This is a genomic window from Kouleothrix sp. 19917, from assembly GCF_057073505.1.
Genome location: NZ_CP097099.1, coordinates 5,919,445 through 5,936,615, shown reverse-complemented (window position 1 = coordinate 5,936,615; position 17,171 = coordinate 5,919,445). Strand labels below are relative to the sequence as shown.

The 17,171-nt window shown below is 61.4% G+C and carries 13 protein-coding genes; 10 read left to right on the top strand and 3 right to left on the bottom strand.

What is annotated here, in order from left to right:
- Window positions 1-140: 140 nt before the first annotated feature.
- From M1P90_RS23945 to M1P90_RS23935, 3 genes are all read right to left on the bottom strand, one after another.
- On the bottom strand, window positions 141-926 hold the full coding sequence (locus M1P90_RS23945) for a YceI family protein (protein ID WP_483698006.1): 786 nt from the start codon (window positions 924-926) through the stop codon (window positions 141-143).
- Between the two features lie 44 nt (window positions 927-970).
- Window positions 971-1,756, bottom strand: a complete 786-nt coding sequence (locus M1P90_RS23940) for a dioxygenase family protein (RefSeq protein ID WP_483698004.1) — start codon at window positions 1,754-1,756, stop codon at window positions 971-973.
- Window positions 1,757-2,155: 399 nt separating this feature from the next.
- The gene (locus tag M1P90_RS23935) at window positions 2,156-2,773 is read right to left on the bottom strand and encodes a sigma-70 family RNA polymerase sigma factor (RefSeq protein ID WP_483698002.1); all 618 of its coding nucleotides are present in this window, start codon (window positions 2,771-2,773) and stop codon (window positions 2,156-2,158) included.
- 410 nt (window positions 2,774-3,183) lie between these two features.
- Between M1P90_RS23935 and M1P90_RS23930 the strand changes: the two genes are divergently transcribed.
- The 10 genes from M1P90_RS23930 to M1P90_RS23885 all read left to right on the top strand — a co-directional run bounded on the left by M1P90_RS23930 (window position 3,184) and on the right by M1P90_RS23885 (window position 17,102).
- The gene (locus M1P90_RS23930; RefSeq protein WP_483698000.1) at window positions 3,184-5,514 is read left to right on the top strand and encodes a BTAD domain-containing putative transcriptional regulator; all 2,331 of its coding nucleotides are present in this window, start codon (window positions 3,184-3,186) and stop codon (window positions 5,512-5,514) included.
- Between the two features lie 183 nt (window positions 5,515-5,697).
- Window positions 5,698-6,516 (top strand): DUF4397 domain-containing protein, encoded by an 819-nt coding sequence (locus M1P90_RS23925; RefSeq protein ID WP_483697999.1) that lies wholly within the window; start codon window positions 5,698-5,700, stop codon window positions 6,514-6,516.
- 36 nt (window positions 6,517-6,552) lie between these two features.
- The gene (locus M1P90_RS23920) at window positions 6,553-6,858 is read left to right on the top strand and encodes a hypothetical protein (RefSeq protein WP_483697997.1); all 306 of its coding nucleotides are present in this window, start codon (window positions 6,553-6,555) and stop codon (window positions 6,856-6,858) included.
- Window positions 6,855-9,068 carry an ATP-binding protein gene (locus tag M1P90_RS23915; protein ID WP_483697996.1) on the top strand — a complete coding sequence of 738 codons (2,214 nt, stop codon included), beginning with the start codon at window positions 6,855-6,857 and terminating at the stop codon, window positions 9,066-9,068. Before M1P90_RS23920 ends, M1P90_RS23915 begins: the two co-directional genes overlap by 4 nt.
- Before the next feature lie 15 nt (window positions 9,069-9,083).
- Entirely contained in the window at window positions 9,084-11,615 is a 2,532-nt protein-coding gene (locus tag M1P90_RS23910; protein WP_483697995.1) for a phage tail protein, read from the top strand.
- 548 nt (window positions 11,616-12,163) lie between these two features.
- On the top strand, window positions 12,164-12,901 hold the full coding sequence (locus M1P90_RS23905; protein ID WP_483697994.1) for a hypothetical protein: 738 nt from the start codon (window positions 12,164-12,166) through the stop codon (window positions 12,899-12,901).
- A gap of 29 nt (window positions 12,902-12,930) precedes the next feature.
- Window positions 12,931-13,773 carry an eCIS core domain-containing protein gene (locus tag M1P90_RS23900; protein ID WP_483697993.1) on the top strand — a complete coding sequence of 281 codons (843 nt, stop codon included), beginning with the start codon at window positions 12,931-12,933 and terminating at the stop codon, window positions 13,771-13,773.
- Between the two features lie 3 nt (window positions 13,774-13,776).
- Entirely contained in the window at window positions 13,777-14,952 is a 1,176-nt protein-coding gene (locus M1P90_RS23895; protein ID WP_483697992.1) for a Pvc16 family protein, read from the top strand.
- A 78-nt stretch (window positions 14,953-15,030) separates the two neighbouring features.
- Window positions 15,031-16,635 (top strand): phage tail sheath family protein, encoded by a 1,605-nt coding sequence (locus M1P90_RS23890; protein WP_483697990.1) that lies wholly within the window; start codon window positions 15,031-15,033, stop codon window positions 16,633-16,635.
- A 23-nt stretch (window positions 16,636-16,658) separates the two neighbouring features.
- A complete protein-coding gene (locus tag M1P90_RS23885) occupies window positions 16,659-17,102 on the top strand; it encodes a phage tail protein (protein ID WP_483697989.1) in 444 nt (147 codons plus the stop codon).
- Window positions 17,103-17,171 lie beyond the last annotated feature (69 nt).

Here is a 17,171-nt window from a genome sequence, read left to right as displayed (position 1 = left end):
GGGGCGGCGCACCCTTCGATACGCGCGATGCGCCACTCAGGATGCGCTTCTCTTCTCTGAAACCTCGCTTCAAACAGCCAATAGCACAGCGCCGGCCCCAAGGCCGGCGCTGTGTGCGTTGGGCGTGGGCTTCAGCGCGCTTACGACGTTGGCGCTGCCACGAAATCCAGCTCCAAGGTCACATCCTGGCTCACATTTGCCACAAACGGCACGTTCGGGATGGTCAGGCCGTAGTCGTCGCGGTTGATCACGGTCGAGGCCGTGCCGCTAAGCTTTTGCTCGGTTTCGGGCGTGGCCGTCGCCTTGAACACCACCGACTTCGTCACGTCCTTGATCGTCAGGTCGCCGGTGATCTCGAAGCTGTAGGTTTGGCCCAGCGCCGCGCTGCCGCTCAGCCCGCTCACGGCAGTGGGCTTGAAGGTAATGAACTCGAAGCTCGACGTGTTGAGAATGAAGTTGTTGATGGCGCGATTGCGCTGCGAGCTGTCGGTGGCGAGCGTGCGCGCGTTGATCTGGATGGTGCCGAGCTTGGTGGCGCTCAGGTCGTTCGGGTTGATCTCGATCTGCCCGGCGACCTGGTCGGTTGTGCCGACCACATTGGTGGGCGCGCCGCGCAGCTCTTCGGTAAGCTTGAAGCGCGCCTCGGACTGATCGGGCACGATCTGGAACAGCAGCTGGCCGCCGCTGGCCGCCGCTGGCGCGGCAGTCGCTTCGCCGCTGGCGGGCGCGGCGGGCGCGGCGGTGGCCTCGGCTGCGGCCGGGGCGTTCGTGGCGGCGGCTGGGGCGCCCGTGGCGAGCGGGATCGCCTGGATGGGGCCGCTGGCCGCCTCGGGCGCGCGCAGCAGCACGCCAAAGATCACATATGCGACCACGGCGACGATCACCACCGCCGCGCCGCCCAGGTAGAGTAAGTTCCGGTTCTTCACAATGCTTCTCCTGTATATGGCGAACGTTCTCCCTCACGGTTGCCTTACGCGCCGGCCTGCACAACAAAATCAAATGTTGCGGCCTTGCCATCCTCGGTGTCGCGTTCGCCCAGCAGCAACGCTGGGTTGAAGATCGAATCCCGATCGTTTGCGGGTTCGTTGGGAAAGTAGAGCTGCGTGGTCAGCACCGGGCCGTTGGGCGCCTGCACCTTGACATGGATGTGGCGCGTGCGGCCAGTATAAAGCCCGGGCCGGATCGTTTCAAGGCGAAACTGGCCCTGCTCGTCGGTGAACTGGTGGCCGCGCAGCCGAAAGCCTGCATTATCGTACTGGCCGGCGTCGTCGGCGTGCCAGAAATCGAGCAGGGCGCGCGCGACGGGCTGGCAGCCAGTGCTTAGCACCTGCCCGGTGACGATCAGCGTCGTACCGGCCATCCCCGGCTCGATCAGCGAGGCGCGCTCGGGCGTGTTGGGCGTGTAGTACGGCCCTTCGGTCTGCGCTGGCGTTGGCTCGTCGTCGTCGTCGCCGCAGGCGGGCGTGGGCTGCAAGGCTGCCACTGCCGGCGCGGTGGACGCGGGCAGAGCGGTCGGCGCGGGCGCTGCTGTCGGTGCAGCGGGCTGAGCCGTGGGCGCAAGCGTCGGCGCGCTGGTGCTGGCTGGCGCGGCAGCTGGCGCAGCGGTTGGCGCGCTGGTGCTGGCCGGCGCGGCAGCCGGCGCTGCGGTTGGCGCGCTGGCGGTGCTGCCAGCGCAGGCCGCCAGCAGGTAGGTGGCCGGCAACGCCAGGCAGGTGTGCAGAAATGCGCGCCGCTGCATCCGCTTGCTCTCAGCCATACATCCCTCCTGTTTCAGGCTATTTTTTTGGCCGGAAAGGCCACTTTCGCGGCCCAGCCGGCCAAATCATCGCGCCAATATCTACGCTAATCACGAGCTGTCTGCACAGTTCGTTGTGGAGAATATAGCGTCAGAAACTGAGAAAGGCAAGAGAGCAGGATGAGCACTGTGTGAGAATGGCGATAACAAACCCACCAGAACGGAGAACTTGCCAGCGCAGCCGCCTATTCTCTTTTTGACAAATCATTATAGCTATCGCTCTATTCCTATCCTTCATCTCCGAACCTCTGCGCCGAAAGCGCATTGTGGCAGAGAGCAAAATGGTTGAGCCACAGAGTGCACAAAGGCACTGAGGACGATATTCAAAAGCTCGGTGTTCTCCGTGTTCTCTGTGGCTCACTATTTCTGCACTTCGCTATAGTTGCCAGCGCCGGCCCACTCGCGCACTGCAGGCGAAGCGGCCAGAATGCGGCGCGACTGATTGAGCAGCACCCGCACGCGCGATTCGCTTAGCCCCACCTGCGGCCCAATATCGCTGACGCGGCAATCGGCGACGGCCCACAGGAAGAAAATATGCGTCAGGCGTGGATCTGCCTGTGCGCGCAGTAAATCACACACCAGCTCAAACAGCGCGCTGCCTTGCATGTGGGCTTCAGGATCAAGGTGCGCTGGGGCGAACTGCGCGATTGAGTTCTCGGTAGTGCCGAGTGGATTATAGCGTTTCTGGGCACGCAATCCACGCAGGTAGCGCAGCACACTTTGCACCACCACCTGATGTGCCCAGGTAGAAAAGCGGCTGGCGTAGCGATAACGCGGCAGCGCGCGCGCCAGCTCCATGCTGGCAACCTGCACCAGGTCTTCCAGGCTTACCGCGCTATCGAATTCCCAGATCAGCCCAGCGCGCCGCACAATTGGCCGCGCCAGCGTAGCCCACCGTTCCCACATGGCCGCGTGTTCGCGATGGTCGTGCTGCGAGAGCGCCTCGACTAACACATGATCTGTGTGGTAGTTATACATCACGCGCCGCAGTTGGGCATCGCTATCTCCATCTACTATGCATCTATTCAACGATTGAGCATAGCCTGCAAGCGTATCGTTTCCTAGCCCCCAGCCTAATTGTGTATTCAGCTCGACAAGAATGGCCCAACTACGCTGTTCTTTCCGGCTCGTCGTGCCCATCGCCGATGATCCTCCCGCGCTTTCTCGGCTGCTCACCGCGCAACGGAAAACCACCCGAAAAAGCTACTACTTAAAGAAAGTTTTTGAGTCATTGCGTGAGGCCAGGATGCACATACTGCTGAGGAGGACGATATGTGAACGAGATCACTGTTGCAAAAATGAACTTCGCCCATACTCAATATCGGAAAATCACTCGATAACGAACGGCGCACGGGTGTGGAAACAGTTGGTGCGCATCACGAAAAAGTATGAGTATTGCGCGCATGATGTTATTTGGCCCGCTACACGTCCATGCTGCAAATCGCTCGCTGATGTTTTCTGGCTCGCTTATTCCTCCTTTGCTTGGCTACCTGGCCCTGAATGCGCCAGCCGGGCGCGCTGTGCCGCGCACACTGGTTGCCGAACGACTCTGGCCGCACCTGCCGGGGGCGCTTGCGCGCCTGCGCCTGAACGACACGCTGTACCGGCTGCGCCAGAGCCTTGACACTGCGCCAGACTGGCTCGAAGCCGACCACAGCAACATTCGCCTGACAAACATTTCAAGCGATGTGGCCGAGTTCAAAGTTTTGGCTGCTTCTGATTCACTAAACGATTGGAAAAGCGCAATTGAGTACTATACCGGCGAGCTTTTAGATGGAATTGATGCCGAGTGGTTGCTTGTGCCGCGCGTTGCCCTGCGCGACCTGTACCTCACGACGCTGGCAAAAGTGTGCGATGCGCTGATAAAAGACGCGCAATTTGCCGAAGCGCTTGCCTATGCGCATCGCTGGATGCTGGCCGACCCGCTGAACGAAACGTCGTACCAGGTGGTGATGCGCCTTGCGGCGCAGCTTGGCCGGCATGCCGAAGCGTTACAAACGTATGATCAGCTGGTCGAGCTGCTGGAAGACGAGTTTCAAAGCACACCGCTGCCCGAAACGCGCGCGCTGGCGAATAGCATTCGGGCCGCCTATTATGCGCCAGCCCTGCCAGGCGTGCCACCCCTGCTTGGGCGCGAGGCCGAGCGCGCCGCGCTGCTGGGCATGCTCGACCGGGCCCATGCCGGGCAGGGCGCAATTGTGCTGCTGGAAGGCGCGGCCGGTGTTGGTAAAAGCCACCTGATTGATGCATTTGCAGAAGGCGCGCGCTGGCGGCAGGCGCGTGTGATTGCGTTGGAAATCGAAGCAGCTGCCACACAGCCCTTTGCGCCGCTTGAAGCCATACTGCGCCAGGCACTGGCAGGTGTGTGGGGCCAGGTGATTCATACGCAGCTGGCCGAGGAAATGGCGCTCGTTTTTGGGCAGCCACATGCTCAGCAGGGCCCGGGAACAGTGGCCATAGCAGTGCAGTTTGCGCAAGCTGCCCAGGCGCTTGGCGATGCCCAAACCCATGTTTTTGTGCTGGAAGGCATGCACCTGGCCGCGCCTGCGCTGTGGCAGCTCGTCCATGATTGTGCCGCCGCGCTGCGGAATAGCCGGACACTGCTGGTGCTCAGCTATCGCGGGCGCGAGCTGCGCGCGAACCAGGCGGCATGGCGCGCAGCGCGCGCACTTGAGCGCGAGCAGTCTGTCGCGCGCATTCCTCTTGGGGATCTTCCAAGCGATGCATGTGAGGAAATTGCGCAGCTGGCGGGCGCTGCCAACAACCCCGCACAGCTCGGCGCGCTGGTGCTTCAGAGTGGCGGAAACCCGCTGCTGGTGCAGGCGCTCGCGCAGGCTGCACCGAATGAACCTTTGCCGCCAGCCGCCCGCCAGTGGGCCGAGCAGCAGTGTGCTTTGCTCGCAACCCCGGCGCTGCGCCTGCTGGAATGGCTGAGCATTCTGGAGACGCAGCCAGCCTTGGCAGTGCTCAATGGCCTGCTCGATGCTGCCATGCTGGCGCAGGTGCCTGCCCTGCTGGCCGATGGCTGGCTGGCCGAGCAGCACGGAGTGCTGGCATTTTGTGCCGGCCTGGTGCGCGACTATATCTACACGAACCTGCCGCCCGCGCGCCGCCGGGCCATGCACGCCCAGGCCGCCCGCCACCTGGCCTGGCTCGGCGCGCCGCCTGAGCAGTATGCACTTCACTACGAGCAGGCCGAGCATTGGAATGCTGCCAGCGATGCATTTGCGGCGGCAGGTACAAGCGCGCTTGAGCAAGCAAACCCAGCCCAAGCGAGCCAGTTCTATGCCCGCGCACTGGCGGCGGCTCGGCGCGCAGGCCGCGATGCCGCTGCTTTGGAGCAGCTTGCGGCGACCCACGCGGCCGCCCTGCGCCAGGCCGCAGCCGAATCCGGCGCGCAGCAGCCCGCGCAGATCGCGGTTGAGCTTGCGCGCCTTGATGCACCGCTTGGTCGGCCATTGGCCCCGCGCGAGCGCGTGCTGGTGCAGTGGACGATCCATGCAGGCGCAGACGACACCCGCTTTGCGCGTATGCACGGAAAAATAGCGCTTCGCCACGCGCGCATCGTTCGCCTGCTTGCCGAGGCACAGGCGCAGGGCGCGGCACCCACCGACCGCGATCTGGCACAGGCGCTTCAGGTTTCGCAGCGTACCATCATTGCCGATATCGCGCTACTACGGGCGCAAGGAATCGCCTGCACCACCCGGCGGCGCAAATAAAATTGCACAAGAGTTCCGTTTCTCCATAGATTGTATTTCCATACTACGCATTACGAAGCGCAAAAATAATAATTGCACAAAAGTATGTCAATCGCGCGTATGAAACGACAGGCAGACGATATGCCTGTGCTATGCTCGTGCTGTTCTCATTCCTGGCGTAAATATCGCAAAAGAGCGAAAGCAATGCTGCGAATCACACATTCCTGGCTCTGGGCGTTGGGCGCCCTCGCCATGCTTATGCTGGCGCTGCCTGCCACACCTGCAAGCGCAGCCAGGCCCGCAAATGTTCGCTTTGTTCACGCCGCGCCCGACGTGCCGGCGGTGGATATTACGATTGATGGCAAAAGCGCCGATCAACCGCTGGCATTTGGCACGATTACTGAATATTCCACTGTTCCAGCTGGCAAGCACAAGGTTCGCATCACAATCGCCAGCGCGGGCATTGCGCAAGCGCTTGAATTAAGCGCGGCGGCCGATGGCGTCTATACAATTGGGCTGGTTGGCCAGCTGCCCGAGCTGCGGCTGGCGACGATTGCGGATCACCCTATTCCGCCGAGCGAAAAAGGCCCGCAGCTGCGCGTGTACAATTTTTCGCCCGATGCGCCAGCGGTAGACGTGCGCCGCGCTGACCCAGCAGCCGCGCCCGGCAGCGTGCCCGACCTGCTGATTGCAAATGTTGGGTTTGCAAATGGCAGTGGTTACTTGCCCATTCCTGCCGGCAGCTATGCCCTGACGGTGATGCCGGCAACAATTGACTACCTGGCGCTCAATACGCCAACCGCGTTCCAAGCCAGCGACGGCACGCTGCAAAGCATGTTTATTCTCAAAACACTGTCGCAGCAGAGCACAATCGACGTGAAAATTGTGAAGGATGCTGTTATCAACCGGCCAAGCGAGCTACCTCGCACCAGCACTTCCCAGCCCTCATTCCAGCCCCTCGCCTTGCTCGCGCTTGTGCTCCTGCTGTTTGGTGGCCTGCTGCGCCGCCGTGCCCATTCATAGCGGCAATCGGGATGCTCTCGCATTCTGGAGGAATCCGTGGAGCCGACGCCAATCGGTGAGACGATGGCCCTGGTTATTCGCCTGCGCGCATCCGCCGATGGGCAGTGGCTGCTGCATATCGACGGCACCAGCACGCTTGAAGCGCTGCCGCTGCTGCCCGCGACTTTTGTGGTGAAGCTGTGGCGCTCGAACACTACCAAGGTTGTGCGCGGCACTATTCAGCTTCACGGCAGCCAGCATGTCGCGTCCATCCAGGGAAATGTGCAATTGCTCGACCTGCTGCGCGAGTGGCTGCGGCCCGAAACGGCCCCGCCCGCAGCAGAACACGAAGCCGGAGCATGATGCCAGCTGATTTCGCTATTGCGACCAACACGCCGAGATTTACCGATAGCGCCGGGCATGTGGCGGCGCTGCGCGACTGGCTGCACCGCCGGTTGCAGGTGCAAATTGCCGCCACGCGCGAGATGTTTGGCGCGCTGGCCGACGATAGCTATCGCGGCCTGTACATCCCCGACGCCGAGGTGGACATTCTGAGCGCGGCGGATGCGGGCTTTTCGCCGACCCTGCTTGCCGAGCGCGCCGCGCTCCAGGCCGAGCGCCGGGCGATTGCCGCACAGGCGGCCGCGCTGGCCCACGCCGGCCAGGAATCGCGCATGAGCCGCATGGCGCGCTTGTTTGGCCTTGCAGAATTCGAGCAGGACATTGTGCTGGTGGCGTTGGTGCCCGAGCTCGATCTGCGCTACGAGCGGCTGTATGCCTACGTTCAGGACGATGTCACGCGTAAACGCCCAACCGTCGATCTCGCCATTCGCCTGCTGGCCGGCGGCGATGCTGCGAGCGCAACGCTGGTGCGCGCCTTTGCGCCCGACGCACCGCTGCGCCGCCACCGCCTGATCCAGCTTTTTGAAGATGGCCAGCGCCAGCCGCCGCTGCTTGCGCGCTTCATCAAGCTCGACGACCGCGTGGTGGCGGAATTGGGCAATACCGGCGCGCCCGCCCTGGATGCCGAGCTAATGCCGTTCGCCGCGCTCGAACACCCGCAGCGGGCGCTTGGCTCCCTGCTGCTGGCGGAAGACCTGACCGCGCGCCTGCGGCACGCCTTTCGGCCGGACGACGGGCTGGTGCTGGCGCTGCAAGGCGGCTATGGCAGCGGGCGCAAAGCAATTGCCGAAAGCCTGTGCAGCGAAGACAGCCTGCCCCTGCTCACCGTCGATCTTGAGCGGCTGATCGCGTCTGATGGCGCCGACGTGTCGCACGCGCCGACGCAGTTCGAGCTGGCCCGCCGAATCGTGCGCGAGGCGACCCTGCGCGGCGCGGCGATCGCCTGGCAGGGCGCGGACCGGCTGCTGCACGAAGAGCACGCTGGCGCGTGGCGCGCCGCCCTGCTGCCAATCATCGACGAGTTTCGCGGGCCGCAGTTTGTGCTGCTAAGCCACGGTTGGGAAACAAATGGCGCGCTGCCGCACAGCCGCTACCTGCGCGTCGAGCTGCCGGCGCTTTCCTACAGCGAGCGCGAGCAGCTGTGGCAGCGCCGCCTGAATGGCGAGCGGCCCGACGACGCAACGCTTCAGGCGCTGGCGAGCACTTTTCGCCTGAGCGGCGGCCAGATCCGCGACGCGGCAGCCATGGCGCGGGCGCTGGCGCGCTGGCGCAATGCCGAAGGCGCGCGCATCGCACCGCACGATCTGTTCGCCGCCTGCCGCGCCCAGTCGAGCGGCCGGCTGGCCAGCTTGGCGCACAAAATCAGCGCCAGCTACACCTGGGACGATCTGGTGCTGCCGCCCGATCAGGTTGCCCAGCTGCGCGAGATCACCGCGCAGGTGCGCCACCGCCGCACCGTGCTGGAGCGCTGGGGCTTCGACCGGCACCTGGCGATGGGCAAGGGCGTGAATGTGCTGTTCGCTGGCCCTTCGGGCACGGGCAAAACTATGGCCGCCGAGATCATTGCCGCCGAGCTGGGGCTGGAACTCTACAAAATCGACCTGTCCAGCATGGTGAGCAAATACATTGGCGAGACCGAGAAGAACCTCGACCGGGTGTTTAGCGCGGCGCGCGAGGCCAACGCAATCCTGTTCTTCGACGAGGCCGACGCAATTTTCGGCAAGCGCAGCGAAGTGAAAGACGCGCACGACCGCTACGCGAATATCGAGGTGGGCTACCTGCTGCAAAAAATGGAAGAGTACGACGGCGTGGTCATTCTTGCCACCAACCTGCTCAACAACCTCGACGACGCATTCGTGCGGCGGCTGCATATGACGATCGACTTCCCGTTTCCCGAAGAAGCCTACCGCCGGCAGATCTGGGCGCGCGTATTTCCCGCCGAGGCACCGCTGGCCGCCGATATCGACCTGGCGCTGCTGGCGCGGCAGTTCCGGCTGGCCGGCGGCAACATTCGCAACGTCGCGCTGCTGGCGGCCTTTCTCGCCGCCGAGGATGGCAGCACGATCGGCATGGGGCAGGTGATGCGGGCGATTCGCCGTGAGTACCAGAAGATCGGCAAGCTGGTGACCGAAGCCGAGTTTGGCCGTTGGGTGAGCCTGGTGCAAAAGTAGCATTCCGAAGACTGTATGCCCGAGCAAGCAGCAAAAACCAGCAAAGCGCAGGAAAAGCGCGAAAGCCAGCCCCGCGAGCCGCAGTCGGCTGAGGCTGCGGTGGCGCTGGCCGAGCGTGTGCCGCTGGCGGCTGCGGGCGCGGGCGACGACCCAAGCGCACGCCACGCCGGGCTCTTGGGCGACGCACGCATCGGGCGGATGAGCGTGGGCCAGCGCGCCGGGCTGGTGCGCCAGCTCCAGCGCGGCTATGGCAACGGGCACGTGGCGCGGGCGATGGCGCGGGCGCAAAGCAGCACAATCGCTCAGCGCGCGCCAGCCGAAACGACGCACATGCCTGAAGAAAAATCACTCGCACCTGAACAATCTGCAAGTGTCGAGACTCATTTGCAAGGGCAAGCTGTGCAGCGCAATATCCTGGGTGATTTGGGCGACGCTGTGGGCGATGTTGCCAGCGCAGTGGCCGACCCGCGCAAGGCATTTTTGAGCAAGGCGGCCGATTTCGCCAAAAACATTCCTGGCTACACTATGCTCACCCTGGCGCTTGGCAAAGACCCAATCAGCGGCAACGCCGTCGAGCGCAACGCGAAAAACGTCTTTCACGCCGTACTGGGCATGGTGCCCGGCGGCGAAAAAATCTTCGCCAGCCTGGATGAGTCGGGCGCGATTGACAAGGCGTTTGCCTGGCTGGAAGAGCAGTTCGCCCAGCTTGGCCTGAACTTCGACACCATCAAAGGGCTATTCAAGCGCGCGTGGGACGCACTTTCGCTCACCGACCTGGCCGATCCGTTTGGCGCATTCGAAAAGATCAAATCAATCTTTGTTGAGCCAATCATCCGCCTGAAGAACTTCGTGACCGCAATTGGCGAAAAAGTGCTGGAGTTCGTTTTTGAAGGTGTGATGACCAAGCTCGGCGGCGGGCCAGTGATGGGCATGCTCCAAAAGGCAGGCAGCGCGCTCAAACAGATTATCAAAGACCCGATTGGCTTCCTGTCGAACCTGCTCAGTGGCGTCAAGCAGGGCTTCCTGAATTTCAAGGAGCACATTCTGAGCCATTTGGGAAAAGGGCTGATGACCTGGCTATTCGGCGAGCTTGCGGCAGGAGGCATTACTCTGCCGAAGAGCTTTGATCTCAAGGGCATTCTTGAATTGGTGATGCAGGTGCTGGGTCTGACCTGGACGAATCTGCGCGCGCAGGCCGCCAAAGTTCTTGGCGAAAAAACGGTCGCCCGGCTTGAGTCCGGCGCGGTGGCAGGCTTCAAAATCTTCAAGATCGTTAGCGAGCAGGGTATTGGTGGGCTGTGGGAATACATCAAGGAACAGATTGGCAATCTCAAGGACATGGTTATCGACGGCATCAAGGAGCTGGTTACCTCGCAGGTGGTGCAGGCCGGTATTCAGTGGCTGATTGGCATGCTGGGCGGGCCGGCTGGCGCGCTGGTCAAGGCCATCCAGACGATCTACAACGTGGTGATGTGGTTTGTGAACAACGCCAGCCGGCTGACCGAGCTTATCGGCTCAATCGGCGACTCGATTGGCGCAATCGCGAATGGCGCGGTAGGACAAGCCGCCAAGTTTATCGAGACCGCGCTGAGCAACAGCGTGCCAGTGCTGCTGGGCCTGCTGGCGAACCTGCTGGGCCTGGGCAACCTGAGCCAGAAAATCAAGGGCGTGATCGAGAAGATCCAGGCACCGATTAAGAAGGCTATGGGCTGGGTGCTGGGCAAGGCCAAGGGCTTTGCGAGTAAGGTGATGGGGAAGGTCAAGGGGGCGTTTGGGAAGAAGGATAAAGCTAAAGACTCTGTGCAAAGCCTCAAAGTAAAGCAAGATGCACTGATGGAGGTTCAATCCCGCGGTGGAGGAAGATTTACAAACATCAGTGAGTTTAGCGCAATGATCAGCACTGTGTATAGTAAGTACAGCAGTAAGGGTTTAAAGTCGCTGACTGCTAAGGGAGGGCAAAAGACAGGCAAGGTTCATGTTGAAGCTGTTGCGAGTCCGGCGCAAGGTGCCGATCTCAGCCCCGAAATCGTCAAGCTCTCGCCGGATCAATATAAAGCAGCCCTGTCGATGGCAATGCCAAGCGATGCTCTTGATGATACTGCAACGCTGATAGAAAAGATTGCGCAGGATGCCGGTAAGCAAGCTGCTGAAACATCAGATTTCGTTGCGCTCTGCAAGGCAAAGAAGTGGACTGCGGCTGGAACGAGATTTCATAGTATTGCTGCTGAGGTAGCGCGAGCAATGGTGGCGTCCAACTCAAAAGCTATTCCATCGGGCTATAAAGTTCAGGCAGAATACACAGTGAAAGCTGGAAAAGGTGGGAGCAGAATCGATCTGTATATTGTAAAGCCAGATGGGGGGCTTATAGCAATAGATTGGAAAACAACAGGACGGAGCGCACTTGGCTCCGAGAAACAGCAGAAAAAACATCAAGAGCATGTGTTTGAGAAGGAAGGACGGCCTCTTGCAGACCAAGCGTCGCGCTCGTGGGTGACATATGTACGTCCTCATTTAGTCGATGAAAATATTGATTGGCTGCGTGGATGATGTAGATGTTGCTCGTCTGAGAGGATAGAAACATAGATGAAACCTAACGCACTTTTCGACAACCGTACTGAAAGGCAATAATGTATTAACGCAGGCTAATAGCCACATCCACCTCGGCACGATGATAAACGCCGACGATGACAATGATGCAAACGCTGCCATCAACCCACCGTCCACGCCAGCGCGAAGCAGTTCACAGATCGGCGTAGCCGCTTGCTGTAGAGTAATACCATGCGAAACAGTATGAAGATGAACCAACGCCAATATCACCCTGTGCCAGCGCGCAAGCGCTGCCCGTCAACCAGATGGCACAGCAAATCGGCGATGGGGACGCAGTGATGGAGGGGCGCAACAGCCACACATGCATCGATAAACAAGATACTTTCTGGCTGTTGCGCCCCGACGCTATCATCGTCTCACAACGGGCTGGCAATGATGCGTCGACGGCATTGAAATGCGATGAATAACACGGAATATCAATGAAATCTCACACCCCCACAACCCATCACCGCTCGCACCGCAAACGCCGCGCTCACGACGAAGCCGCCGTGCCAAGCGGCGAGCACACCGCGACTCCAGCGCAGATCCTGGCATCGCTGCGCCAGCCGCAGATCAGCGGCGCTGAGCGAGCGCGGGTTGCGCTGGGAATGCAGCGCGTGGTCGGGAATGCGCGCGTGGGGCGCGAGCTGGCGCGCTGTGCGTGCGAAGAGCGCGAGCATGCACAGCGGGAAATTTCGACCCCGCTTCCCAATGATGTTGAGATGCGCAAAGATGGCGCTGCGCTGCTGGCAATTGCCGATGTACAGGTCGTCGTCAAGCCTGATCGCGTCAGCAAAAATAAAAAGCTCAAGGGCGCGGTTACTCGATTTCGGCTGAGCCGGCGCGCGCCAAAGCCAACCTTTAAGAAAGGCGAGCTTGTGGCGCTGGTGCCGCCTAAAATCACTGTCACTATTCAAACGACCTATGGGCCAAAAGCCGATCCCGACGCAGATTCGGCGTACGGCAAGGGCACCACAGCGGAAGATAAACAGGCCGGGCATACGTCCTTACAGTTTCACGAAGGCAGCCATGGCCTCGATTACATCACTTTTATTCAGAAAAACCCGCCCGGCTTACAAGCAACAGTGGGGATGAGCAGTGCTGACTATAAAGACGCAGTGAAGACGTTTAATCATCTCATCAAAACGTACGCCAAGGATATGGAAGCCTTCAGCACGCAGCGCACCGATTGCGTGGGCACAACGATTGACCAGGCGGGCTTTACGAAAAAACCTGTCTGCGAATGATAAATCGAAGAGAAAACAGGAGGCCGTAAATGCCCCAACAGCACACACGCGAAACAACTGAGCGCGCACTCGCCCTGCGCCGCGCCGCCGCTCGCGATGGCGCCGAGGCCGCCGACGCCGAGCGCGCGCCGCACCCGCTGATTACGCTTGGGACGCAGCTTGGCAATGCGCAGGTGGCGCGCATGCTGGCCCAGCGCGAGGGCGAGGAAGAAGAGGAAGTTCAGGCCAAGCACGACCTCGCTCAGCGTGAGGGTGAGGAAGAAGAGGAAGTGCAGGCCAAGCACGACCTCGCTCAGCGCGAGGGCGAGGAAGAAGAAGAGGTTCAGGCCAAGCACGACATCGCTCAGCGCGAGGGCGAGGAAGAAGAGGAAGTGCAGGCCAAGCCCGAGGTCGGGCTGGAGGGTGGGCCGCTCAGCGCCGACCTGTCGGGCCGCATCAATTCGCGGCGCGGCGCGGGCGCATCGCTCGACGGTGGCACGCGCGCGACGATGGAGCAGGGCTTCGGCACCAGCTTCGAGGATGTGCGCGTCCACACCGACGCCGAGTCCGACGCGCTGAATCGCAGCATCAGCGCCAAGGCGTTTACCACCGGCAGCGATATTTTCTTCCGCAAGGACACCAGCCCGGGCGACCACAGCCTGCTGGCGCACGAGCTGACGCACGTCGTTCAGCAGCGCTCGTCGGGTGGCGGTGGCGGCGGGATGACCGTCGGGCCGGCCGGCGACAGCCACGAGCAGCAGGCCGACGCCGCCTCCACGGCTGTCACGTCGGGTGCGGCGGCGCAGGCCCAGCGCGAAGCCGACGAGGCACAGGCCCAGCGCATGCTGGCGCAGCGCGAAGGTGGCGAAGAAGAAGAGGAAATGGCGGGGTAGGCCATGCTGCGCGATCTCGATGAGACCATCAAAAACCTGCTGACCAAAGCTGGCAATTTCGACCCAAACCAGGTCGACATCAGCTTCAAAATCCCGAACCGCGAGTGGTCGGAAAAAGAAGTGCAGCGCCCAACGCTCAACTGCTATCTGTTCGACATCCACGAGCGGCGCGCGCTGCGCGAGGAAGGCTGGCGCCCGGAAAACCGCAAAGAGGCGCGCCGCCAGCCGCCCCTGTTCTTCGAGCTGACCTACCTGATCACGGCGTGGACGCGCAATATCGAGGATGAGCACATGCTGCTGTGGGAAGTGCTCGAAACGCTGGTGCGCTTCCCGACCCTGAACGACCCGAACGTCGTACTTGAGCGCAAGCCGCGCGAGGACATGCGCACCAACCGCTGGGCCGAGGCAGCCGCCGCACTTCCGCCCAACACCGACACGCGCCCGCGCCTGACGGAGTGTTTGCATGGCGATCTGGCCAACTATTCCTGGCCGATCACCGCGCAGATTGCGCAGCTGGAAGGCGTGCTGAAAAGCCCGGGCGAGTTCTGGACGGCGCTGGAGAATCATCTCAAGCCCTCGCTGAGCTATGTCGTCACGCTCGGGCTCGACCGGCAGGCAATGCGCGCCGGCCCGCCCGTGCTGGCGACGGGCCTGAGTTTGCGGCTGCCCGAGTCGCTGGCTGCGATCGGCTTCTACCTGAGCGATATTGTCACTGTTCCAGCTGGCGCTTCGGTGGCGGGTGTGCCAGTGCAATTTGAAAGCCTGGGCGGCAGCGCGACAATCAAAACCGACGCTGACGGCCGGATCGATACCTCGGCGCTGAAGGCCGGCCGCTACCTGGCGAGCGCGCAGCTGGCAAGTGGCACGCTTCAGCGCATGGTGCTTGTTCGCGACAAACATAGCGGACAAAGCGTCCCGTTTCGCGAGCGCATTACCGACCAGGACGGCGTGGCGCTCGCCAATATTGCTGTCGAGGTCGAAGGCACCAGCATGCGCGCCAGCACCGATGAGCACGGCTGGTTCGAGCTGAACCTCGCGCCTGGCCGCTATACCCTGCGCATCCAGCTGCCCGGCTGGGCGCAGCGCCGCGAGATCAGCATTCGCTCGCCAGCCTATCAGCTCTATCTTCACTATGGGGGCGTGCCGCCAGCAAGCATCAGCAAAGCCGAAACACCGTAGCGTGGCCTAGCTGCCGCATCGCCTGCCCATATCTGCCAGTGAAATTTGAGGCCTCAATCGCATCAAAGGAGGAAATCCATGCCAGGCCCGTATGAAACCCCGGGTGTCTACATCGAGGAAGTTGCAGCCGGCAGTCGCCCAATTCAAGGCGTTGGCACCGCCATTGGCGCGTTTCTTGGCATGACCGAAAAATGCCCCTTGGGCGAAAACGGCCAGCAGTTGGTTGGCTACCCGCTGCTTGTGACAAACTGGGAGCAGTACAAGCAATCGTTTGGCGGGTTTATCGAAGGCGCAACCCTGCCCTATGCCGTGTATGGCTTTTTCCAGAATGGCGGTGGCGTGTGCTATGTCGAAAGCCTGATGACGGCCCCGGCAACCAATGGCAAAGCCGCCGCAGCCGCCAGCGAAAAGCCCAAGGTCCAGCTGCCCAGCCGGGGTGCTGGCGGCGCGCCCGTGCTCGAGCTCGAATCAAAATCGCCTGCGCCAGTCATGGTGATTATTGCCGATGCGAGCGACCCAACCGACGAATTCTTCAAAGTTATTCTGCAAGGGGCCAGTGGCGAAGAACTCTACGACAATGTGACATTCAAAGGCGGCAAAAACAACGTCGCCCAGCAGCTCAAAACCTCCAAACTCGTCAATGTGCGCGAGCTCGAAAGCCAGGCTGCGCTGGCTGATCGGCGGCCAGCTATCGACAGCTACCCCATCCCTGCGCCGCTCGTCACCGCTGGCATGGCGCCGCTCACGCCGCAGAATATCAAAGACATCAAAGGCAGCCTGGCCGAGCGCGTTGGCATTGAGGGCCTTGAGGCGATCGAGGAAATTACCATGGTGTGCATGCCCGACCTGATGGAATGGCAGCGCAGTGGCAAGCTCTCGCTGGCCGATGCGGTGGGGTTGCAGAATGCGCTGATTGCCCACTGCGAGAAGAAAAAAGACCGGCTTGCGATTCTCGACTCGCCGTTCGGCATGTCGGTGCAGGAAGTGCGCAACTGGCGGCGCGGCGAAGACAAATTCGAAAACAAGCCCGACGGCGCGAACTACGATTCGAAGTTTGCCGCGCTGTACTACCCGTGGATCGTGATCCAGAACCCGGCCGGGCGTGGCCAGCTCACCATCCCACCTTCTGGCCACATTGCCGGTATCTACGCCCGCGTCGATGGCGAGCGCGGCGTGTGGAAGGCGCCGGCCAATGAAACCATTCGCGGTGTTACCGCGCTTTCGCTTCAAATCAATAACGAAGAACAGGGTCGGCTCAACCCGCACGGCATTAACTGCCTGCGTGGCTTCCCTGGGCGCGGCATACGGGTGTGGGGCGCGCGCACGCTGTCGAGCGATACCGAGTGGACCTATATCAACGTGCGGCGGCTGTTCAACTACATCGAGGAATCGATCTTTAACGGCACGCAGTGGGTGGTATTCGAGCCAAACGACATGGATCTGTGGGAGCGCGTCAAGCGCACGCTCTCGGCCTTTCTGGTGAATCTGTGGCGCGATGGCGCGCTGTTCGGCGCTACCCCCGAGCAAGCCTTCTTTGTGCGCTGCGACGAATCGCTCAACCCGGCCTCGGTGCGCGACGCGGGCATGCTGATTGTTGAAGTTGGGCTTGCGCCAGTCAAGCCGGCCGAGTTTGTCATTATCCGCTTCCAGCAGATCAGTGATGGTGGTGAAGTTTCTGAATAATCTGAACAGAAAGGAGGCGATCAATGGCTACTGCTGATTACCCACTAACCGGCTATCACTTCTACCTTGAGCTCGATGGCATTGCCGAAGCGCAGTTTCGCGAGTGCAGCGGGCTCGATTCCGAGTCGAACGTCATCGAATACAAGTCGTCGGGCAAGAATGGGCAGACAATCATCAAAAAAGTACCCGGCGAGATGAAATGGTCGAATATCGTGCTGAAGCGCGGTATTACCGGCGACATGAAGCTGTGGGAATGGCGCAAGAAGATCGAAGACGGCGATGTCGACAAATCGCGCAAAAATGGCTCGATCGTGCTCTACGACCAATCCAACAACGAAATTGCGCGCTATAACTTCGAGTTTGGCTGGCCGTCGAAGATCACTGGCCCGCAGCTCAACGCCAACAACAACGACATTGCGATTGAAGAAGTGACGATCGCGCACGAGGGGCTCAAGCGCGTGAAGTAGCAGCGCCCGGTGCGGCGTGCTGAAGAATGGCGCGCCACGCTCAGCACGCCGCACCCAATGCCGAGGAAA

Excerpts from the sequence above, each read along its gene's own strand:
- M1P90_RS23935 (WP_483698002.1), bottom strand. The coding sequence starts at position 2,773 with ATGTATAACTACCACACAGATCATGTGTTAGTCGAGGCGCTCTCGCAG.
- M1P90_RS23925 (WP_483697999.1), top strand. The coding sequence starts at position 5,698 with ATGCTGCGAATCACACATTCCTGGCTCTGGGCGTTGGGCGCCCTCGCC.
- M1P90_RS23900 (WP_483697993.1), top strand. The coding sequence starts at position 12,931 with ATGCCCCAACAGCACACACGCGAAACAACTGAGCGCGCACTCGCCCTG.
- M1P90_RS23930 (WP_483698000.1), top strand. The coding sequence starts at position 3,184 with ATGAGTATTGCGCGCATGATGTTATTTGGCCCGCTACACGTCCATGCT.
- M1P90_RS23895 (WP_483697992.1), top strand. The coding sequence starts at position 13,777 with ATGCTGCGCGATCTCGATGAGACCATCAAAAACCTGCTGACCAAAGCT.
- M1P90_RS23915 (WP_483697996.1), top strand. The coding sequence starts at position 6,855 with ATGATGCCAGCTGATTTCGCTATTGCGACCAACACGCCGAGATTTACC.
- M1P90_RS23885 (WP_483697989.1), top strand. The coding sequence starts at position 16,659 with ATGGCTACTGCTGATTACCCACTAACCGGCTATCACTTCTACCTTGAG.
- M1P90_RS23910 (WP_483697995.1), top strand. The coding sequence starts at position 9,084 with ATGCCCGAGCAAGCAGCAAAAACCAGCAAAGCGCAGGAAAAGCGCGAA.
- M1P90_RS23890 (WP_483697990.1), top strand. The coding sequence starts at position 15,031 with ATGCCAGGCCCGTATGAAACCCCGGGTGTCTACATCGAGGAAGTTGCA.
- M1P90_RS23940 (WP_483698004.1), bottom strand. The coding sequence starts at position 1,756 with ATGGCTGAGAGCAAGCGGATGCAGCGGCGCGCATTTCTGCACACCTGC.